Source organism: Exiguobacterium sp. s194 (genome assembly GCF_018618275.1).
Taxonomy (GTDB): domain Bacteria; phylum Bacillota; class Bacilli; order Exiguobacteriales; family Exiguobacteriaceae; genus Exiguobacterium; species Exiguobacterium chiriqhucha.
Window position 1 is genome coordinate 43,246 of record NZ_JACSLT010000008.1, and the last position, 18,975, is coordinate 62,220.

The 18,975-nt window shown below is 52.8% G+C and carries 20 protein-coding genes; 14 read left to right on the forward strand and 6 right to left on the reverse strand.

Translation table 11 applies throughout. From position 1 onward, the window contains the following. Positions 1-62 precede the first annotated feature (62 nt). The 3 genes from KNP85_RS11000 to KNP85_RS11010 all read left to right on the forward strand — a co-directional run bounded on the left by KNP85_RS11000 (position 63) and on the right by KNP85_RS11010 (position 1,691). On the forward strand, positions 63-839 hold the full coding sequence (locus tag KNP85_RS11000) for a hypothetical protein (RefSeq protein WP_214713947.1): 777 nt from the start codon (positions 63-65) through the stop codon (positions 837-839). 156 nt (positions 840-995) lie between these two features. Beyond that, entirely contained in the window at positions 996-1,205 is a 210-nt protein-coding gene (locus tag KNP85_RS11005; RefSeq protein WP_051622744.1) for a hypothetical protein, read from the forward strand. A gap of 138 nt (positions 1,206-1,343) precedes the next feature. Continuing rightward, on the forward strand, positions 1,344-1,691 hold the full coding sequence (locus KNP85_RS11010; protein WP_029595848.1) for a hypothetical protein: 348 nt from the start codon (positions 1,344-1,346) through the stop codon (positions 1,689-1,691). A gap of 201 nt (positions 1,692-1,892) precedes the next feature. On the opposite strand, the gene KNP85_RS11015 is transcribed toward KNP85_RS11010, so the two are convergent. The 3 genes from KNP85_RS11015 to KNP85_RS11025 form a co-directional block, all read right to left on the reverse strand. Further along, positions 1,893-2,093, reverse strand: a complete 201-nt coding sequence (locus KNP85_RS11015; protein WP_029595847.1) for a hypothetical protein — start codon at positions 2,091-2,093, stop codon at positions 1,893-1,895. Further along, entirely contained in the window at positions 2,090-2,266 is a 177-nt protein-coding gene (locus KNP85_RS11020) for a hypothetical protein (RefSeq protein ID WP_158001045.1), read from the reverse strand. The genes KNP85_RS11015 and KNP85_RS11020 overlap by 4 nt, the downstream gene beginning before the upstream one ends. A gap of 87 nt (positions 2,267-2,353) precedes the next feature. Continuing rightward, positions 2,354-3,790, reverse strand: coding sequence for a protein adenylyltransferase SelO (locus tag KNP85_RS11025; RefSeq protein WP_214803034.1), 1,437 nt, complete (start codon positions 3,788-3,790; stop codon positions 2,354-2,356). Between the two features lie 108 nt (positions 3,791-3,898). On the opposite strand from KNP85_RS11025, the gene KNP85_RS11030 reads away from it, so the two are divergent. Then, positions 3,899-5,143 (forward strand): bifunctional folylpolyglutamate synthase/dihydrofolate synthase, encoded by a 1,245-nt coding sequence (locus KNP85_RS11030; RefSeq protein ID WP_214803037.1) that lies wholly within the window; start codon positions 3,899-3,901, stop codon positions 5,141-5,143. Between the two features lie 44 nt (positions 5,144-5,187). Continuing rightward, positions 5,188-6,771 (forward strand): hypothetical protein, encoded by a 1,584-nt coding sequence (locus tag KNP85_RS11035; protein WP_214713939.1) that lies wholly within the window; start codon positions 5,188-5,190, stop codon positions 6,769-6,771. A gap of 44 nt (positions 6,772-6,815) precedes the next feature. Here the strand turns inward: KNP85_RS11035 and KNP85_RS11040 are convergent, their stop codons facing one another. From KNP85_RS11040 to KNP85_RS11050, 3 genes are read right to left on the reverse strand one after another with little or no spacing between them, the layout of a single operon-like run. Further along, entirely contained in the window at positions 6,816-8,507 is a 1,692-nt protein-coding gene (locus KNP85_RS11040) for a hypothetical protein (RefSeq protein WP_214803039.1), read from the reverse strand. Positions 8,508-8,521: 14 nt separating this feature from the next. After that, positions 8,522-9,085: a PilW family protein gene (locus tag KNP85_RS11045; protein WP_214803043.1), complete on the reverse strand. Its 564-nt coding sequence runs from the start codon at positions 9,083-9,085 to the stop codon at positions 8,522-8,524. Further along, positions 9,033-9,482: a type II secretion system protein gene (locus tag KNP85_RS11050; protein ID WP_214803046.1), complete on the reverse strand. Its 450-nt coding sequence runs from the start codon at positions 9,480-9,482 to the stop codon at positions 9,033-9,035. Before KNP85_RS11050 ends, KNP85_RS11045 begins: the two co-directional genes overlap by 53 nt. A 163-nt stretch (positions 9,483-9,645) precedes the next feature. Here KNP85_RS11050 and KNP85_RS11055 point away from each other — a divergent pair, with 163 nt between their 5' ends. From KNP85_RS11055 to KNP85_RS11095, 9 genes are all read left to right on the forward strand, one after another. Beyond that, the gene (locus KNP85_RS11055; protein ID WP_214803049.1) at positions 9,646-10,872 is read left to right on the forward strand and encodes a G5 domain-containing protein; all 1,227 of its coding nucleotides are present in this window, start codon (positions 9,646-9,648) and stop codon (positions 10,870-10,872) included. Continuing rightward, positions 10,869-11,150 carry a hypothetical protein gene (locus KNP85_RS11060; RefSeq protein ID WP_021066864.1) on the forward strand — a complete coding sequence of 94 codons (282 nt, stop codon included), beginning with the start codon at positions 10,869-10,871 and terminating at the stop codon, positions 11,148-11,150. Before KNP85_RS11055 ends, KNP85_RS11060 begins: the two co-directional genes overlap by 4 nt. A gap of 10 nt (positions 11,151-11,160) precedes the next feature. Further along, entirely contained in the window at positions 11,161-12,810 is a 1,650-nt protein-coding gene (locus tag KNP85_RS11065) for a GspE/PulE family protein (protein ID WP_251136287.1), read from the forward strand. A 4-nt stretch (positions 12,811-12,814) separates the two neighbouring features. After that, positions 12,815-13,849 (forward strand): type IV pilus twitching motility protein PilT, encoded by a 1,035-nt coding sequence (locus tag KNP85_RS11070; RefSeq protein ID WP_021066866.1) that lies wholly within the window; start codon positions 12,815-12,817, stop codon positions 13,847-13,849. A gap of 4 nt (positions 13,850-13,853) precedes the next feature. Next, positions 13,854-15,071: a type II secretion system F family protein gene (locus KNP85_RS11075; protein WP_029595836.1), complete on the forward strand. Its 1,218-nt coding sequence runs from the start codon at positions 13,854-13,856 to the stop codon at positions 15,069-15,071. Between the two features lie 141 nt (positions 15,072-15,212). Then, positions 15,213-15,689 (forward strand): prepilin-type N-terminal cleavage/methylation domain-containing protein, encoded by a 477-nt coding sequence (locus tag KNP85_RS11080; protein ID WP_214803053.1) that lies wholly within the window; start codon positions 15,213-15,215, stop codon positions 15,687-15,689. 98 nt (positions 15,690-15,787) lie between these two features. Then, a complete protein-coding gene (locus KNP85_RS11085; protein ID WP_214803054.1) occupies positions 15,788-16,540 on the forward strand; it encodes a prepilin peptidase in 753 nt (250 codons plus the stop codon). A 12-nt stretch (positions 16,541-16,552) separates the two neighbouring features. Beyond that, positions 16,553-18,211, forward strand: a complete 1,659-nt coding sequence (pilM, locus tag KNP85_RS11090) for a pilus assembly protein PilM (RefSeq protein ID WP_214803056.1) — start codon at positions 16,553-16,555, stop codon at positions 18,209-18,211. Continuing rightward, complete coding sequence (locus tag KNP85_RS11095; RefSeq protein ID WP_058763221.1) at positions 18,208-18,915, forward strand: hypothetical protein; 708 nt, start codon at positions 18,208-18,210, stop codon at positions 18,913-18,915. Before pilM ends, KNP85_RS11095 begins: the two co-directional genes overlap by 4 nt. Positions 18,916-18,975: the final 60 nt, after the last annotated feature.

Genomic DNA, 18,975 nt, shown 5'->3' on the forward strand with positions numbered 1-18,975 from the left:
AAGAAGGTTTTTTTGTCGTTTGGTGGAATTTAGGAGAGGAGACGATATAAAGGTGGTGTGACATGAGACGAATCGGAATGATGTTAAGTTTGGCAGTGATGGGACTGAGTGGGTGTGTGGCGGAACGAGCTGAACCGATCGAACCGACGGAATCAGGAGTGACAATTAATGAAAGTGCAGAAGAGACGTCTTCCAAGGATATTCCCGTAACGACGGACAAAGAAGTGTTCGGCTCGATGATTGAGGACGTGCCGAAAGGGACCGTTCGACTAGTCGATGCGGTCACGTCCCAATACACGCTTCAATATACAGATGGCACGTCCGAGCGACCAGCGAGAGACGGTGTGATCTATGAGACGGTCATCGATGATCTCGGGCTCATTGCCATTAAGTTACCAAACCGCGACGATTCGTTCGGCGTATTCAACTATTCACGGGACGAGGAGTGGGGGTTGCACGGGATTCAAAACTTTACGATTCCCGAGGCGGCCGAAAAAGTCCGACACGGGTTGGACTTGCCTGAAGAAGAGCTGTTTGTCGCCAACTTCGAGATGAGTCAGCTCGAGCGGCCGGTGGAGATGTGGACGTTGTATGATGAGACGCAATGCATCACGATTTTAGTGACCGATGCGTCCAGTGTGGCAGACGGAGAATTGATTGACCGGCGAGACGATTCAAATGAGCGGTATCGCTTGAATCAACCGGAAGGGAACGGCTTGTTTTACGTAGACCAGGGCAAGCTCATCGTCGTGACGGGCAATGTGTCGGAAGAGGTGTTGCTCGACCTTTCGGACTCGCTACCGGAGGCGTGGTCGGTGGATTTTCCAATTAAAGAATAAATTGAAGCAGGCGAAAGGATGAGTTCTAATTTGCTAGTGCACGAATTTGATTTATGGGAACGAACATTGAAAGCACCTACACGTAATCCAGATTATAATGGCTACACTGAGGTTGATGATGATTTTATCCAAGAGCTTATGGAAGCGTGCTCGATTATGCGGACCTATTTTCATTCGTATCATCGTCCTGATCTCGGTCTGGATTATTACGGAATTACCCTCATCCCAAACGAATCGTTATCGATGTTTTATGACATCGTCACGCAGTCACGTGTATTCCATCGTTCAGAAGAGTTGAGCGATTTGGCGAGTCTCATCATTCAAGCCGAACGCGAAGGCAAAGACTTGGTTCATTTTGGGATTTAACGGACTAAGAAAATAATTATACATTGCCATTCGTTACATAGACTCTCATTGAGAATGCGTGTTAGGAACGTAGGTCGAAACTTGGTTAAGTCGATGAAGGTATTTAAAGTGTACATATTTTTACAGGGAGGGATGGCCATGCCATACACGCACGAATTCGGTGTATTGGATTCAACAAATCGTCAATCATCATATGATACGTATACACCTGAACACTTCGATTGTGTCTCGGTGGATGGGGAGTGGGTGGATGAGTTTATCGAGGAGCTGAACGAGATGCGCACGTATTTCCACTCCTATGACCGTCCTGGATTCGGATTAGACGAATGCGGGATCACGCTCATTCCATATGAGTCACTGGCGCTGTTCTATCAAGTCGTCAAAGCGATGATGTACACGCATGAGTCGGAACAACTGAATCGACTTATTTCCAAAATCACACAAGCCCAAGTAGACAAGAAGGACATGATTCATTTCGGACTATGAGTCTATAGAAAAAGAACAACCCCGAGCATCGTCATCGATGTTCGGGGTTTCGTTTGCGTTCGATGTAGATTATGCCAAATACAGTGGCGGCAAACAAAACATGCAAGAGGAGCGGTTGAGGATAACCAATGCGGAATAGATGCATGGCATAGACGACATAAAGGATGCTTCCGAATCCTACCAAGACGGAATAAAGAACCTTCATACGTCTTCTTCCTCCGGTTCTGTCCAAAACGGAAGACGACCGGTTGTCACGAAATACGAGGACGTGAGCAGGACGCCGATTGCGAGTCCAGTTACTTGCGGCTGAATCGGCTGACCCGTAAATGACAGATAAAAACTGTAGACGAGATAGGACGTGGATAAGACGATGATTGCCATGAGCAAGATAGTCATCTTCATTTCGATTCATTCCATTCAAGGTTATTCAAATGTCTCATCAAGGTGGAAAAGGAAACAGCAAAGAAAAAGGCAGGCATTAGCCAGGCCCAGTCATCTATGAATGGTCCTTGCAATAGCTCGATTGACATCAAGCAGGCAAACCCTAACGCAATGAGTGAAGTGAGTAGAAGCATGTTGAACCTCCTAAAAGTGATGTTATCTACTTTACGCTCGAAAATGAAAAAGGTTCCAAAAAAACCATCCTGTCGAAGCAGAATGGTTCACGTGCCACAAAACGTCTGATACGGATACGTCCGTGGTGGTCCTGGTGAGACATAGCGTCCATAGTCGGCTTCATAATCGTAAGGCTTCCGCAATACGTCGAGCAGTACTTGCGTCGGACCGAAGTCGCCGCGCTCGGCTGCTGTGAGGGCGGCCTCGACGTGATGGTTGCGAGGAATGACGGCCGGGTTATTCTGACGCATGAGCCGGATGACGTCCTCATCCGGGAGACCTTGCTCCCCGAGGCGTTTTTGCCAAGCGGACAGCCACGCCTTTCCGTCGTCCTGTTTAGCAAAAAAGAGCGCGTCCGTGTCGCCGAGTGTGAGCGCGCGGAACGTGTTCGTGAAGTCAGCCTCAGACTCCATCATGAGCCGGAGCAACTCGTCCGTCAGTTCATCGTCGCCATCTTTTCGGACGTAGAGCCCGATTTTATGGGCGAGGCCAGTAAAGTATGCTTCTTTATACGTTTCCGTGTAGTCGTTCAACAGTTTATTGGCGATATCGACGGCGGTTTCTTGCGTGTCAGCGAGGAGCGGCAACAGCGTCTCGGCGAGGCGGGCCAAGTTCCACGACCCGATATACGGCTGATTCGCATAGGCGTAGCGTCCCTCGCGGTCGATGGAGCTGAAGACGGTGTTCGGGTGATACGTATCCATGAATGCACATGGTCCGTAATCAAGACCTTCACCGCTGATGAACGTGTTATCCGTGTTCATGACGCCGTGGATGAATCCGACGAGTTGCCAATCCGCGATGAGCTTCGCTTGGCGGGTGATGACGCGGCCGAGGAACTGTTCATAGCGATTCGGCTGTCCTTCAAGATCAGGGTCGTGGCGCTGAATCGCATAGTCGGCGAGAGCGATGACGTCATCAATCGAGCCGGCTGCAGCGGCGTATTGGAACGTACCGACACGTAAATGGCTCGCCGCGACGCGCGTCAAGACGGCGCCGTGCTTCGGCCCTTGGCGCATGATCGGCTCACCGGTCGTGACGACGGCGAGCGCCCGGTTCGTCGGGATGCCGAGCGCGTGCATCGCCTCACTGATGAGGAACTCGCGCACCATCGGTCCAACGGCGGCCCGTCCATCGCCTCCACGCGAATACTCGGTCGGACCTGATCCTTTCAATTGAACATCGAAACGCTTTCCGTTCGGGGCGACATGTTCCCCGAGCACGAGTGCTCGTCCGTCACCGAGCATTGTGAAATGGCCGAACTGGTGGCCGGCATACGCTTGTGAGAACGACGTATCCGTCTGGCGGTTGCCGGCAAAGAGTGCGACGTCTTGACGTGCTTCGGCGTCGAGTCCGAGTGTCTCGGCGAGCGCTTCGTTCCAAAGGACGAGCTCGGGCTTATCGACCGGATGGACCGGTCCCCGGTCGTAAAAAATGTCACGGAGATCGAGGTAGGTCGCCTCGAAGTTCCAACTGTTGGTCATAGTAATTCCCCCTTCTTCGCCTCGAGTATAGCACAGCCGATTCCTTGCGTAGCGCTTCGCGAATTTTGGTAAGATGAGAGGGAAGTGTGAAAACAGGAGTGATGGAAGATGGAGACGAGACAAGACGTATTGGAATGGCTGAACGGGCAACTGCGGTTCGGGATTAAGCCGGGATTGAAACGAATCGAGTGGATGCTGAACGCGCTACAAATCAAGGAGTTACCGTCGATTCACGTGGCGGGGACGAACGGGAAAGGGTCGACGGTCGCCTTCTTGCGGGCCATGGCGATGAAACAGGGCTTGAACGTCGGGACGTTCATCTCGCCATACATCATCCAGTTCGAGGAGCGAATCATGTTGAACGGGGAACCGATTCGAGAAGAGGACCTCGTCCAAATCGCCAACCGGGTCCGTGAATGTGCGAGCTCGTCACCGGAGACGTTGACGGAGTTCGAGCTGCTGACCGTCATGGCGTGGCTCTATTTCCACGAGCAACAGCCCGACCTCGTCATTTGGGAAGTCGGGCTCGGAGGACGCCTCGACTCGACGAACGTGTTGACGCGACCGCTCGCGACGGTCGTGACGTCGATTGGACATGATCATCAAGGGATTCTCGGCGACACGCTCGAAGAGATTGCCCTCGAGAAGTTCGGTATCATGAAGTCGAGTGTGCCGATGTTCCATAGCTTGACGGAGAACCGGTTGATTGAGTTGCTCGAACAACAAGGGGAGACGATGGATGCGCCGATTCACGACGTCACGCCGCTCGTCTCATCCGTAGAGGATGGGGCCGACACGGTCGTCACGTATGATGGGATGCCTCCGGTGACACTCGGATTGACCGGACACCATCAAGCGTATAACGGAGCGTGTGCTGTCGCCGTCGCGCGCCATCTCGGCTGGAGAACAGAGGCGATTCAAGCAGGACTCGAATCGGCGCAACATCCGGGGCGTTACGAGCTGATTTCGAGACAGCCTCGTATCGTGCTCGACGGGGCGCATAACGCGGAAGGCGTCGCCGCACTCGTCGAACAGCTGAAACTTGAGCGTGACGTGACCGTCCTTGCCGCCATTCTTGCCGATAAGGACCGGGAGGCGATGGTCGCGTCGCTCCAGACAGTGGCGGGCGTCTATGAGACGACGTTCGATTTTCCGCGTGCCCGGACGAAAGACAGTCTGATTGCGGACGGTGCCCGTTACGTGGACTGGCAGAAGTGGTTGGCCTCGTGGGTGAAAGCACCGAAATCTGAGACGCTCGTCGTGACCGGATCGCTCTACTTTATCAGTGAAGTCAGAACCTATTTCCAAAGTTTGAAAAAAACCGCTTGTGAACAGGAAGAAAAAGGGGTATGAATTAACTGAAGAAGTGTGATGACAAACCGACTGGAGGCACAACGATGAAGAGGCAGCTAAGATCCAAGTACGGGTTCCTCATAGTAATAGGGATGGTCTTATTGTTGTTCGCGTATACATCAACGTTTGCGAATAACGGGAACGGAAGAGGAAATGGGAACAATAACGGCAATAATGGTAACGGTAATGGAAACAAACAGGGCATTGTTTTTCAAACGGATATTAAAGATGAGACAATTCGAACAGTTACACCAGAAGCTGTGCTCATAGGAGACAGTTTTGATTTGACATATGACTTGTCATTGAATAACATTCTTGATTTTACAAACGGTCCGAACATCAATTCTTACAAGTATGTAGAATGGGCTGTGACAATTGAAGAGACAATTCCAGAAGGATTATCTGCAGTCGTAACTCCTTCAACAGCTCACAATTTAAATTTTGATCCTAAAACACGTCTCTTAACGGGAACGATCAATGTACTCTGTGGAAAGAAAAACTCCGGACTTGAATCTTGTAATGATTATAAGAATGCAGCATTCTCTGACCTCATCACCGTCAAATTGATTGCAGAAAAACCGGGTAGTTATACGTTCGAAAACGGACGGTATGCCTATTCGTTGGAAGCTGACCATTCTGGGAATGGGAGCGGTGCGCAAAAACATAATCGTTCGTTCACTGATGCTGGGAGTGGCTTCACAAAAACGACGGTGACGGTAGAAGAACTGAAAATCAACGTTCCAAGTGAAACGACGATTTATTTGGGGAATTCAAAAACGGTAGAAGCTAACTTAGCGACTGTGAAAGCGGCGATTCCACCAAATGCGAAACTCACATGGGAAATTGATAAGTCCAGTTTCGTAAATCAAACGAATTCAACGAATCAAAGCGTTACGTTAAAAGCGTTGGATGCCGGTGAGGCGACTGTGAAAGCCGTTTATGAATACGCGAACGGTCAAAAAGTTAAATCAAATGATATGAAGGTTGTCGTAAAACTACCGGATTTATCATTAACTACAAATGATCAAGAACTTTGGGTGTACAAAAATGAAGCAGGAACATTGGTTAAGCAACAGACTTTATTGACATTGGAACAATTGGTGGAAGATAAACAAGCTCTTGCCAATCCGCTTGCTGTAAAATGGAACGCTGATTCGTCCGCCTTGAAAATTCTCTCAAGTCAAAACACGTCTGCTACCGTACAAGCCGAGCATGGGAGTACGAGCAACGTTTCGGTCGTTGCGAAATTAAAGGATTATATCGGACAGACGATGCCTGTCTTGATTAACGTGAAAGAGTATCCACAAAAAGTCTCGACACCGAACGTCATTCTCTACATGACAGACAGCCCATATAGCTATCCGGTCAAATTCTGGCCGGAGACGGCAAACGTGACGGGTTACGGTTTGACTGTCCTCGAAGGAACGGATGTCATGACCGCAAAAGATGGCGTATTGACACTCTTGAAGCCGGGTATCGCGAAAATCGGTCTGGTCACAGAGGACGTCAGTGCATCATTTAAAGCAGGAGAAGGTCCGAAAATCATCAGCCAAACGTTCTACGTCCGCGTCAAAGCAGGTACGGATCCGAACCCAGGAACCGAAGATCCGTCTGGCGATTTCTATTAATCTCAATCATAGAAAAGAGGCTACTCGTGAGAGCAGCCTCTTTTTCATTTCTTCAATTGTTGACCGACGAACAGTTGGAGCTGGTTTGTGACCGGGAGCGTGTCGATTTGGCGGAATACACCCTCATTATATTCCATGACGAGACGTGAATCGTCGACGTCTGGAGAGGTAATCGCATTCCCAGGAGCGAAGTAAGCTTGTTTATTCGTCTGCTGCGGTAGTGATTTGAACGACCCGCGGAACGTGTTTACTTCGAGTGGTCCTTTGCTGTACAAGCCGCCTTTGATGTTTACAATCGAGCCGACGGCATAGACCCGCGTGGGTTGTTCAGAGTCACTATATAGAAACGCCTGAAGAGGGGACGACGAGTTACGGAATTCGTCGATTCGATTGAGGAGTATTTTTCCTTTTGCGAGCAAGACGAGTGAACTGTCTTGTTCTGAGGAAACACCGCGAATTTCAGCTCGGTCAATAAACACATCCTTCAGAGAATAGACGGTCGTGTTGAAAGCGACTTTACCGCGAATCGTCAAGTTACCGTTCACGATGAGTGGGCGACTGATTGTGATATCGCGCGTTCCTTCGATAACGACGTCCCCGTCAAGTAGAAGCGGTACAGTTGAATCGGCGATTGAATCGCTAATAATTATTGGTGTATCTCTTCCAAGAGGTGACTCAAGGATTTTAAGTTCTTGAATTTGGTCAACTCTTTGTGTGTCGATGTAGTTAGTGAAAAACACGTCTGGTTCGCTGGCGTTTTCTTTCACGAATGTCTGTCTTAAAAACGGAATAAAGTCTGCTTCTTTAGGACGTCCGTAGTCATACGCTGAGAAACGAAGACTGTTTTTTAAAAAGATTGATACATGTGGTGGTTTGTCATAAGGAAAATCTACAGTAGAGGTTCCCTTGTGACGGTTTACATATTGGACAATTGAGTAGTCGAAGTTGAACTTAGAAAACGAGCTTTCGACCGGACCGATATTAGGTTGTTCGGAGGCGCCTGGAGTGGTACTAGTTGCGAAATAGTTGGGGAAGTCGCAACCATTGCACTTTGCGGTATCTCCTAAGTCTATCTTACCGTCTGTGTAGAACCGGCTGGTCGGGTTGTTGTTGAGCGTCTTTTTGCTATTTTCTAGTTGGTAACTCGCATCTCGCTTCAAATCAAGTTGCTTACCAGCGTACATATTACCACTAATGGACGGTGGCCCGTTTATTGTCAGTACATCGTCCGACCCGAGCACGTAATAGAGGAATGACGGCAGCGCCGTCACGTACACTTCCTGGCTATACGAGCTCGTCTGCATCGGCTGTTCCGGTTTCGCTTTCGTCGTCCCGGTCGCGGTCAACGTGAGCACCGTCGTGAACGGGGCGTTCGCCTGATCCGCCGTCGAGCGGGTGATTGAGTAGCGGATATCGTTATCGCCCGATTGGCGCGTTCCTGCATACAACGTATCTTGTTTGAGTACAGTCTCGACTTTCGCCTGGAACAATTGCTCGTTCTCCATATACGGTTGAACGACATTCGCATCGTGAAGCGGGAACGTCGCTCGGAGGTCGGCGACAAGCACATCGAGCACGCCTTTGACGTCGGTATCGAGTTGCGTCTCATCGACACGGAGATTCGTCTGCTTGTTCGTGGCCAAGTTGACTTGAATCGCTGCGAGCGAGAGGACGGCTAGTGCCGCCATCGTCACGAGGACGAGGATGAGGACGTAGCCTCGTTCATCTTGTTTCATTTGACTCCCTCTTTTCATAACGGGATGGTGCTCGTGAACGTTTTGACGAGCGTCGTATCTTCACGAGAGGCGAGTGTCACTTGAATTTCAATCAATCCAGAAGTGATATATGCCTCACGTCCGCGCCTTGGATCGGTCACTTCGTCGCGGAGGTCGATGTCGACGGACTGAACGATGACGTCAGGATTGTTCGTCACAAAGCTCGACGGGTCGAGCTCGAGCACGGCGTCCTCCATATAATCGCCTTGACGATACAGGATCCCTTCCGTCGAGATGCGCGGAGTATGGAGACGGTGGAACGAATATGTATCCCCGTTGACGGTCAAGGCGTCGAACTCGGTCCGGTTGATGTCTTGGAGGACACTCGTGATCAAATAGTCGGCCTCGCTTCGAAGCGAGCTCGTATCGTTCGTCAGACGGAAACCGAGCGAGCCGGACAAGAAGACGGTGATCACGATGCCAGCGAAGATGGCAGAGATGACGAGCGCGAGCAACAACTCGACGAGCGTGACGCCGTCCTCACGGTCACGGAAGCTCCGGAACGTCCGTCTCAGGGAATTTATCTTGAAGCGTCGCATTCGTCACCACTCCTTTCAACGTAATCGGTTGGAGCAACGTCTCCGAGGCGACGGTAATCTCGACGTTGACGAGGTCAGCGGCCGGCTCATTGCCCGGAGAGAGGATGGTCACATCGAAGGCGCGTCCGTTGATGGTGACGTCACACAAATCGCAGACGTTGGCCGGTGTCTGTTGGAGCGCCGCGATATCAATCGGGTCCCGGGTCTCGGCTGCACGGCGCTTCAATGTATTGAGCGTGTTTTGGGCGACTTGGTTCGCCACGGTCCGGTCAAGATCCGAGGAGGTGATTCGCAAGCTTTGGGAGAAGATATTCATGAGCGATAATGCCAGGATCGAGATGACGACGATCGAGACGAGTACTTCGACGAGCGTGAAACCTTGTTCGGAACGGTCCAACGCATTGACCTCCTTTTCAATATTCATTTAAAGATAGGAAAAAAGAGACTTTTCACCTGAAATAATTGTTATTTTCTGTACAATGCATATTATACTAAAGTTACAGTGGGAACGGATAGTAATTCAAAAGTCTCATTTGACTTGAAATAGAGGGGGAAATGGAATGAAGCGATATGGGATGCATTTGTTCATCCTGGCGGGACTTGTCCTGCTCGTGTCATTGCCGACAATCGGGCTCGTGAACTATCTCGACGCCTCGGCGAAGACGAGTGCTACATATAAAGAGACGACCGTGGCCGGCATCGATGTGTCGGGGATGACGAAGGAAGAGGCGGTCGTCCGGCTCGATAACGCCATCAAAGACTTCAACAACACGCCGTTCACGGTGACGCTCGTCGATGGGACGGCCCTCGAAGTCGGCAAGGACGTCGTCTCATTCAACGTCGATGCGACGCTCAAGACGGCTTCTGAACTGGGTACATATCCGCTCGTCACGACGGTCGACGAAGAGCGGTTGACGCCTTACTTAGAGAATCAACCGGTGACGCTATCGATGGTGACACCACCGCTCGTCGAAGCGGCATCGAACTTGAACTCAGATGTGGTCCTCGAGATGACGGCGACGGAGAGCGAAGTCGTCGCCTCGATCACCGTCAGTCCGACACCAGCGATGCGCTCGGCACTCGAACGGATGAACGGCTTCGAGATGGAAGCCGGGGACATCTTCAGCTTGAAAGCGTTCGGGGAAGATTTTGACGCGCTCAGCACGCTCGGGTCATCGATGTATCAGTTGTTTGCGGCGACACCGTTCCAAATCCTTGAACGCGTGCAACATGAGACGCTCCCGACCGGCATCGAGCTCGGCTACGATGTCAAAGTCGACGAGCGCTCGAACTTCGCCGTCCAGAATACGGAACAGACGCCGTACGCGCTCATCGTATTAGAAGAGGGGAACGCGATGACGGTCCAATTGCTCGGTAAAGTATTCGTTGGAGCGTACGAGTCGCGCGTCGAAGACGTGACGAGCGTCCCTTACCAAAACATCGTTCGCTTCTCGCCATCGCTTACAGCCGGTAGTTCGTCTGTGACCCAGTCCGGACAGACCGGCGAGTCAGGCAAGCTGTACCGTGTCCGCATCACGGATACGGGTGAGTCGCTCGAACTGCTCGGGTTTGATTTTTATGAGCCGATCCCGGAGATCGTGACGAAAAGTTCCGTCCCGCTCCCACCTCCAGAGCCTGTCGAACCGGTCATCCCAACTTTCCCAGATGAAACACTGGAAGATGACCCGTTCGATGACGATGTAGAAGATGACGGATTGAATCAGTTTGAAGAACAGCCACCGGTTCATGACACGGATCCGGTACCAAGTGAGGGGGCAGTCGGATGATTGGATATTTAATTTTGATCGCCTTTTGGGTACTCGCCACATTGACCGTGTTCGCCTTGTCGATTCCGTACATTCGGAAGCGCGAGACGAAAGGGGTCATCGTGTTGCTCGTCGCCGTGCTATCGCTCGGCGTCTATAGCCTTTATGTCGAAGGGCTCGAGCGGACGTGGTGGGCGTGGGTCCTCCTCGCCCTCGGTTTGGCCGGCGGTGCGGCACTCAGTGCGTTCATCGAACAGCGAGACGTCGCACAGGAGGTACCACAGAGGATGGTGAAGTAAGTTGAGAAGAATGAAAAAACGGCTCGGCGAGATGCTCGTCGAGGCGGGAATCATCACGCAAGGCCAGCTCGACGAAGCGCTCGCACAAAAGCGGACCGGGGAAAAGCTCGGGGACGCGCTCATGCGATTGAATTATTTGACCGAGACACAACTGATTCAAGTGCTTCACGAACAGTTGAACGTGCCGGTCATTTCATTATATTCAGAAGACATCAACGTGACCGTGACGAAACTCGTCCCGAAAGTCATCGCCCAAAAACATGACATCATGCCGATTTCGTTACAAGGGAACACCCTGTTCATCGCGACGGCGGACCCGCTTGACTTGATTGCCATCGATGACGTCCGGCTTCAGACCGGGATGAACATCGAGGTCGGGATCGCCACACGCGAACAGATTCGCAAAACGATTGGCCGCTATTACGAGATGGACGCGTCACTCATCGAGATTTTAAAAGAAGAAGCGCCGGAACTCGAACGCGAGGAGACGGCGTCGCGAGATGACGCACCGGTCATCCGTCTCGTCAATCAGCTCTTCTTGAGCGCCATCGACCAACGAGCCTCAGATATCCACTTCGACCCGCACGAGAAGCAGTTGCACGTGCGCCTTCGGGTCGACGGTGATTTACGAACCGAAGCGACTTATCCGAAGAAGATTCAAAGTGTCATGCTGACACGGCTCAAGGTCATGAGTAACTTAGACATCACCGAGAGCCGCTTGCCGCAGGACGGACGCATCAAATATACGCTTCGGGGCCGGCCGTATGACTTCCGCGTCTCGACGCTCCCGACGATGTATGGCGAGAAAATCGTCATCCGGGTGCTCGACTCTTCGGAAGGATTGACCGATTTGACGAAACTCGACTTCGGCGACAAGAACGAGGCAGTGTACCGCGATATGTTGAAACGACCGAACGGGATTATCCTTATCACTGGGCCAACCGGGTCAGGGAAATCGTCGACGCTCTATGCGTCGCTGCGCGAATTGAACGATGAATCGAAGAACATCATCACGGTCGAGGACCCGGTCGAGTATCAGCTCGACGGCATCAACCAAGTCCAAGTCAACGCCAAGGTCGGCTTGACGTTCGCGTCGGGTCTGCGTTCGATTTTGCGACAAGACCCGAACATCGTCATGGTCGGGGAAATCCGTGACACCGAGACGGCCGAGATCGCCATCCGGGCATCATTGACCGGTCACTTGGTGTTATCGACACTACATACGAACTCGGCTATCAGCTCAATCACTCGCTTGATTGACATGGGGGTCGAACCGTTCCTCGTCGCCGCCTCGACTTCAGGGCTTGTCGCCCAGCGGCTCGTCCGTCGCGTCTGTCGGGATTGCGGGCACGAACAGCCGGTCTCGAAACGGGAACAGGAACTGTTTGCTGCTGAAGGCGTCCCCGTCGAACGGATCATGCGCGGCAACGGCTGCGCCTCGTGTAACTTCACGGGGTACCGTGGACGGCTCGCCATCCATGAGGTCGTGCCAATCGATGAAGGGTTGCGCCGGTTGATCATGAACCAAGCGACGGAGGCCGATATGGTCGCCTATGCGAAAGATCAAGGCGTCCGCTTCCTCCTCGCCGATGGACTTGAGAAAGTCGCACTCGGACTGACGAACACCGAAGAGATATTGAGAACAGTGATAACGGAGTGAGCCTATGATCCATCAGTCGATTGAAGTGATTTTAACGAAAGCGGTCGAACAACGCGCCTCGGACATCCATTTGACCGCCGGCTCGCCGCCGATCATCCGGGTCGACGGCAGTCTCATCACGATGGGTGACGAGAAAGTGTTGCCGCTCCATATCGAGAGCTATTTGAAAGAGATTATGACCGAAGAAATGCGGGGCCGGCTCGAGATGCAGCGCGATCTCGACTTCTCGTTCGGAGTGCCGCGCGTATCGCGGTTTCGTGTGAACGCCTATTACCAACGGGGCACGGTCGCCATCGCGTTCAGATCCATTTCCGGGGAAATCCCGACGATGAACGAGCTCGATTTGCCGCAAGTGTTAAAGCGGTTGATTGAGAAGCCATACGGGCTCATCCTTGTTACGGGTCCGACCGGGTCGGGGAAGTCGACGACACTCGCCGCGATGATTCACGAGATCAACCGCACGCAGCGGAAACGAATCATCACGCTCGAGGACCCGATCGAGTATTTGCACTCGCACGACCAGAGCATCGTCGACCAGCGTGAGATTGGCTCCGACGTCATGAAGTTCGTCGACGGGCTTCGGGCCGCGCTCCGGCAAGACCCGGACGTCATCTTGCTCGGGGAGATGCGTGACCTCGAAACGATTTCGACGGCGATGACGGCCGCCGAGACGGGTCACCTCGTCATGGCGACGCTCCATACGTCGAGCGCGATGTCGACCGTCAGTCGGGTCATCGACGCGTTCCCGGCCGAGCAACAGGACCAAATCCGGACCCAGCTCGCCAACGTCCTGCTCGGTGTCGTCAGTCAACGCTTGTTCCCGCGTGTCGACGTGCCGAAAGGTCGTGTCGCCGCGATGGAAATCATGATCGGCAATCCGGCCGTCGCCAACTTGATTCGGAACGAGAAGGAATTCCAACTCCCGACCGTCATCCAGACGAACCGGCAGAACGGGATGCAGACGATGGACATGGCGATCGAACAGCTCGTCCGTCAAGGCGTCATCAACCCGAACGCCGTACCAAATGAAGAGAGGTGACTGAATGGCCATCTTCCAATACGAAGGCAAACTGCTGAACGGGAAGCGTAAGAAAGGGCGGGTCACCGCCGTCTCGCTCCGGGAGGCGAAAGAAAAACTACGCCAAGAATCGATTCTCGTCACCGAGCTCGCTGAACTCGAGTCGACGGGATTGAACAAAGAAGTCAACCTGCTCCCCGAGCGGGTCAAGATTGAACATTTGATTATGTACGTGCGCCAGTTCGCGACGCTCATCCGGGCCGGTGTGCCAATCGTCCGGGCGACGTCCATCTTGCGCGTCCAGACCGAATCAAAAGTGTTGAAGAAGACGCTCAGCCAAGTCGAGGACGATTTACGCGAAGGGATTGCCTTTTCGGAAGCGATCAAGAAACATCCGCGTGTATTCTCGAACTTCTTTAGTTCGATGGCGCTCGCGGGTGAGGCGAGCGGGAACTTGGAGGAGGCGCTCGACCAAATCGGGCTCCAGCTCCAAAAACAATATGACGTCAAACGGAAAGTCATCTCGGCGTTGACGTATCCGCTCGTCGTCTCAATTGTCGCCATCGGCGTTGTCGCCTTCCTCATGGTGAACGTCGTCCCGACGTTCGCGAGCATCTTCGGACAGCTCGGCGGGGAACTCCCGCTCATCACGCGTATCGTCGTCGCCGTATCCGATTTTGTCGCCGCCTACTGGTGGCTCATCTTCGGGGGGGCGCTCCTCGCACTGCTCGTCTTCACATGGATGTTGAAGCGCGACAAGGAACGGTATGTGATTGATGGATTGTTGTTGAAGATGCCGATTTTTGGTCCAATTGTCCTAAAATCGCAAATCGCGTTATTGACGCGAAGTTTGGCCGTCTTGCTTCAAGCGGCGGTCCCGATTTTATCGGCAATTGAGATTACCGAGAAGATTGTCTCGAACCGTGTCATCCGTAAAGGTCTTGCTCAAGCACGCAAGATGATGGCACAAGGAATTCCACTCCATGAACCGCTCGAACGGAACGATAGCTTTCCACCGCTCATGACGCAAATGATTGCGGTCGGCGAGGAGAGCGGGGATTTGGACTCGATGTTGAACGAGGTCGCGGAGTTTTATGAGACCGAGGTCGAGACGACGACAGACCGCCTGAAATCAATCATCGAGCCGCTGTTGATCGTCGTCTTGGCGAGTATCGTCGGCGTCATCGTCATCGCGATTGTCGTCCCGATGTTCCAAATTTATGGCGATATCCAAAATCAGTAGAAACTTTTTATTTATTTGCAGATTTGTATCTTTTCAATCCTAAATTTTGAATGTATAGTAAAATTGTTCTACTAGTATTAGGTCAAAGGTAATGAATCTAGCTTACATCACAGCAAAACACACAAAAGGGGAGAATGAATCATGTTAGAAAAAATGAAAATGATTTGGCAAGATGCCAAACAATTGAAAGATGAGCGCGGACTCACACTCGTCGAGTTACTCGTCGTCGTCGTCATCTTGGGAATTATCGCAGCCATCGCCGTTGTCGCGATTGGTGGGATTATCGAGAACTCGAAGAAGGATGCGATGGTATCTGATGCGAAGCAGATGGTAAGTGCGGCTAAACTATACGTGGCTTCTAATGAAGTTGCTGACAATACAGTTATTCGTTTTGTTGGGACTGTGGCGGATACAGAAGCAAATGGTACAAATATGATTGATACGATGAAAGATCCTTTTGGCACAGCATATACAAATGCTGTTGTATTTGTAGATAAAGATGCAAATAATAAATATACTTATAAAGTTTGGCTTGATGGTACAAAAGATATTGGGACTGCAGCTACTGATGCTGGAACTATTGCAAACAGTGCTTTAAATAAAGAAGCTGTAAAATAATTAGAAGATTTTTTACCTCCGGCTGGCGCTGGGCACTCGCTCAGCCTAGCCGGTTTTCTGTTTTTGGCATATACTTACAAGTAAGGAAGTGACCTTGATTGGTTGAACTCATCGGACTCATTTATAGCCTCGTCCTCGGGGCCGTCATCACGTCATTCACGAACGTCGTCGGGCTCCGCGTGCCACGCAAACAGTCCATCGTCACACCGCGCTCGCACTGTCCGTCATGTGGACACGTCCTATCGGCTTGGGAACTGATTCCGGTCTTCGGTTACGTGTTCCTACGCGGGAAATGCCGCGGCTGTGGCGGGCGGATCGCGCCGACGTACCCGCTCTTTGAACTGCTTGGAGCGGTCGGTTACGCCTATAGCTTCTGGCTGTATGGCTTCAGCCTCACGACGCTCCTAGCGTTCGTCTTCTTATCGACCCTCCTCGCCTTGGCGATGTCGGACTTGTCGACGATGCTCGTCCCGAACGTCATTTTGCTGTTCACGGCACCGGTCCTCCTATTGCTCGCCTATAGCGCGGGTGTGGCATGGTGGAGCCCGATTGCCGGGGCGGCACTCGGTTTCTCTGTCCTCGCCACCGTTTTTTTCGTCTCCAAGGGGGGACTTGGGGCCGGCGATGTCAAACTATTTACAGTAATCGGGCTCGTTCTCGGGCCGCGCGACGTCCTCGTCGCACTCTTTTTATCGAGCTTGATTGGCGCGATCGTCGGATTGACGCTCATCGGCTTGAAACGGATGGATCGCAAACAGCCGATTCCGTTCGTGCCGTCGATCGCACTCGGCACGATGCTGACGTTTTGGTTCAGCGAACGCTTCTTTGATTGGTATTTTGATTTGATGTAGGGGGAAACCAGCATGAGCCGGTCTATAGAGAAAGGAACGGTCGCGTATTTCTCGTTCGATGCGCTCAGCATCCACGGGGCCGTGATTAAACAAGGCGTGTTCAAACGCAGCGCGTCCGTCCAATTGGCGAAAGACGCGTACGTGGGGGGACGGATTGAAGACGAGAACGCATTCGGTCTCGCATTCGATGAACTGTGCCGTAAATTGAAAGTACGAAAAGGGATGGTCTGTGCCGTCGATATGGCCGAGACCGAAGTATTGTCCCGTAAAGTCGAGATTCCATCGACGATCCCGAAAGATGAGATTCGAGGCTATCTGTTCATGGAAATCGGCAGCTCGATCATATTGCCGTTCGACGACGTCGCCTTCGACTACGAGGTGCTCGGCGAGACGGAGACAAAGACCGAGGTCATGCTCCACGCCGTCTCGGTCGATTTGACGAAAGCCATCCGCGCTTACATGAAAAAACGAGGATTCCAATTGAAGAAAATCGTCCCACGCCCGGTCGCCATCGCGAACGGGGTGAGCCGACTCGAGACGCTCGACCCGCTTAAATCGACGCTCCTCTGGCACGTGACACCGTTCGCGCACCAGTTGCTCGTCCTCGAGGAAGGACAGGTCCGGTTCATCCGGGCCATCGAGACCGACCTCCCGTACCGCGCCGAGACGACGGACGGAATCATCACGTATACATATAGCGGCTCGAAGGAGACGCTCGCGACGCAGACGGACGAGTGGTTGAACGAACTCGCTCGCTTCCTCGACTTCTATCGCTACTCGCTCCGGACGGACGGACGTCCGATTGACGAATTGCTCGTCTCGGGGACGGTCCCGAACCTTGACGACCTTGTTCGGACGATTGAAAGCGAGGCGATGGTGCCGGTCAAACGCATCGACGACCCGCTCCCGCTCTCTCATGCGACACCGTTGTCGCACCAGATGTTGCCGCTCCTCGGAATGGCGACGCTTGACAAAGAGCACGACGCCAACTTCATCAACTCGACCGATGTGACACTCCGGTGGCCGATTATCGCGAGCCTGCTCGCGCTCTTGATTGGCGGCGGGGCGACCGGTTACTTGTTCTATGAAGTGAACGAATTAAAACAGAACGAGGCCCAGGTCGAAGAACAGTTGCAGCTCGTCCGCATCTATCAAACCGAGCAAGTGAACTCGAAGGGGCAGCAAGTCCTATCGCTCGACCAGACGGTGACGGCGCTCACGGCCGAAGAGAAGTTAGCCGTGCCAGCACTGCGGGCCTTGACGGAACAACTGCCGCCAACGGGCTACGTGTTGACGTACAACTATGCCGACGGTTCGCTCATGAGCGTGCGCACCCAGTTCGAGACGCTCGCCGATTTGAACGTGTTCCAACGCTCGCTCTTGAACGACGTACGGTTTGAGAACGTCAAACTGCTCGGCGTGACGACCGAGACGAAAGCGGAGACGGAACAGGAAGAGACGGAACAGGAAGAGACGGATACCGAAACGGATTCGACGCTGTCGCCGAGCGTGCTCGATTCGACAGACGAACCGCTCCCACGCTACATCGGCGAGTTCACCTTCACGTTCATCGATGCCGAACCGGAGACGCCGGAAGGGGAGAGCCCAGATGGTGAGACACCGGACGGCGAGACGGAAGAGACGACCGATGAGGAGGTGGTGAGCGAATGAAACGCTCGACGATTTATTTAATTTTCACAATCTGTTTGTTCGCGGCCATCGCCGTACCTTCTTACTTCGGTTACCAGTATTTCATCCACCAAGGCAACGTCAAGTCGCTCGAACGGGAACTGTCGCTCGAACAGACGAAGCTCGAACTGTTGCGCCAAGAAGGCGAAGTCGTCGACGTCGCCGATTCGCAGCGCCTGCAGACGCGTGTCCCGACCGAAGCAGCCCTCGACACGGTCGTCGAGACGCTGTCCCAGGCGAGCCAACTGTCTGACGTTCGCGTGACGAGCATCGCTTTCGCCGACGGCATCATCGCTGAATCGGAAGTACCAGAAGACATCGACGAGCCGGAACCGAACGATGTGAGTGCGACGGCTGAACCGGCCGAACCGGTTGAAATCACGCCGGTCAACGCCTCATCGGTCCGCTCGACGGTGTCGCTCCAAGCGGACACGTACGAGTCGCTCGTCCTGTTCCTTGAGTCGGTCGAGTCGATGAACCGGATTCACATCTTGCGCACGGTCCAATTTACTGGACCTACGGAGACGGGACCGAACACGACCGAGACGGCCGAGCCGCTCGACTTCACGGTCGAACTCGACGCGTTCTATCGCCCGGACCTCGATCAACTCGTCGAAGACCGCTACGTACCGGCCCAGACATTCACACCGAAAGACATCCCGGTGTACGACTATACGACACCGTGACCTCACGTCCCTTCGAAAAGAAGGGGCGTTTTTTTTGAGAGGTTTCTGATTGAATTTACG